Raw genomic sequence first — 444 nt, forward strand, 5'->3', positions numbered from 1 at the left:
CGAACACGGAAGTTAAGCTTCTCAGCGCCGATGGTAGTTGGGACACGCGTCCCTGTGAGAGTAGGACGTTGCCAGGCGAAGACAGAAATTTTCGTTTCTGTCTTTTTTATTCCCTATTTTGGGAATTGGAAAAAACTTTCTGTTGTCTAGTAACACCGATGGTGTTATGATAGGAAAGTCGCTCTTGGAAAGAGAGTGAACAAATCATTCTCAATTGGAAATAATTGATGATTGATAGAAATAAAGAAAAGCGGTATGATAGATTTTGTCGCTTCTTTAAAAAGTGAGCTTGTTCTTTGAAAACTAAACAAACAAAATCGTGCAAACAAACAATAACAATCGTGTTTCTTCTATTAATATGAAGAATACGAGCCAACGTAACAAATGAGCTAATCAACTTTCTTGGAGAGTTTGATCCTGGCTCAGGACGAACGCTGGCGGCGT

The 444-nt window shown here is 39.2% G+C and carries 1 rRNA gene; it reads left to right on the forward strand.

Going from position 1 to position 444, the window contains the following annotated elements:
• Positions 1–77, forward strand: a 5S ribosomal RNA gene (rrf, locus tag FS608_RS31935); the annotation flags it as partial.
• Positions 78–444: the final 367 nt, after the last annotated feature.

It is taken from the genome of Bacillus sp. X1(2014), from assembly GCF_007678255.1.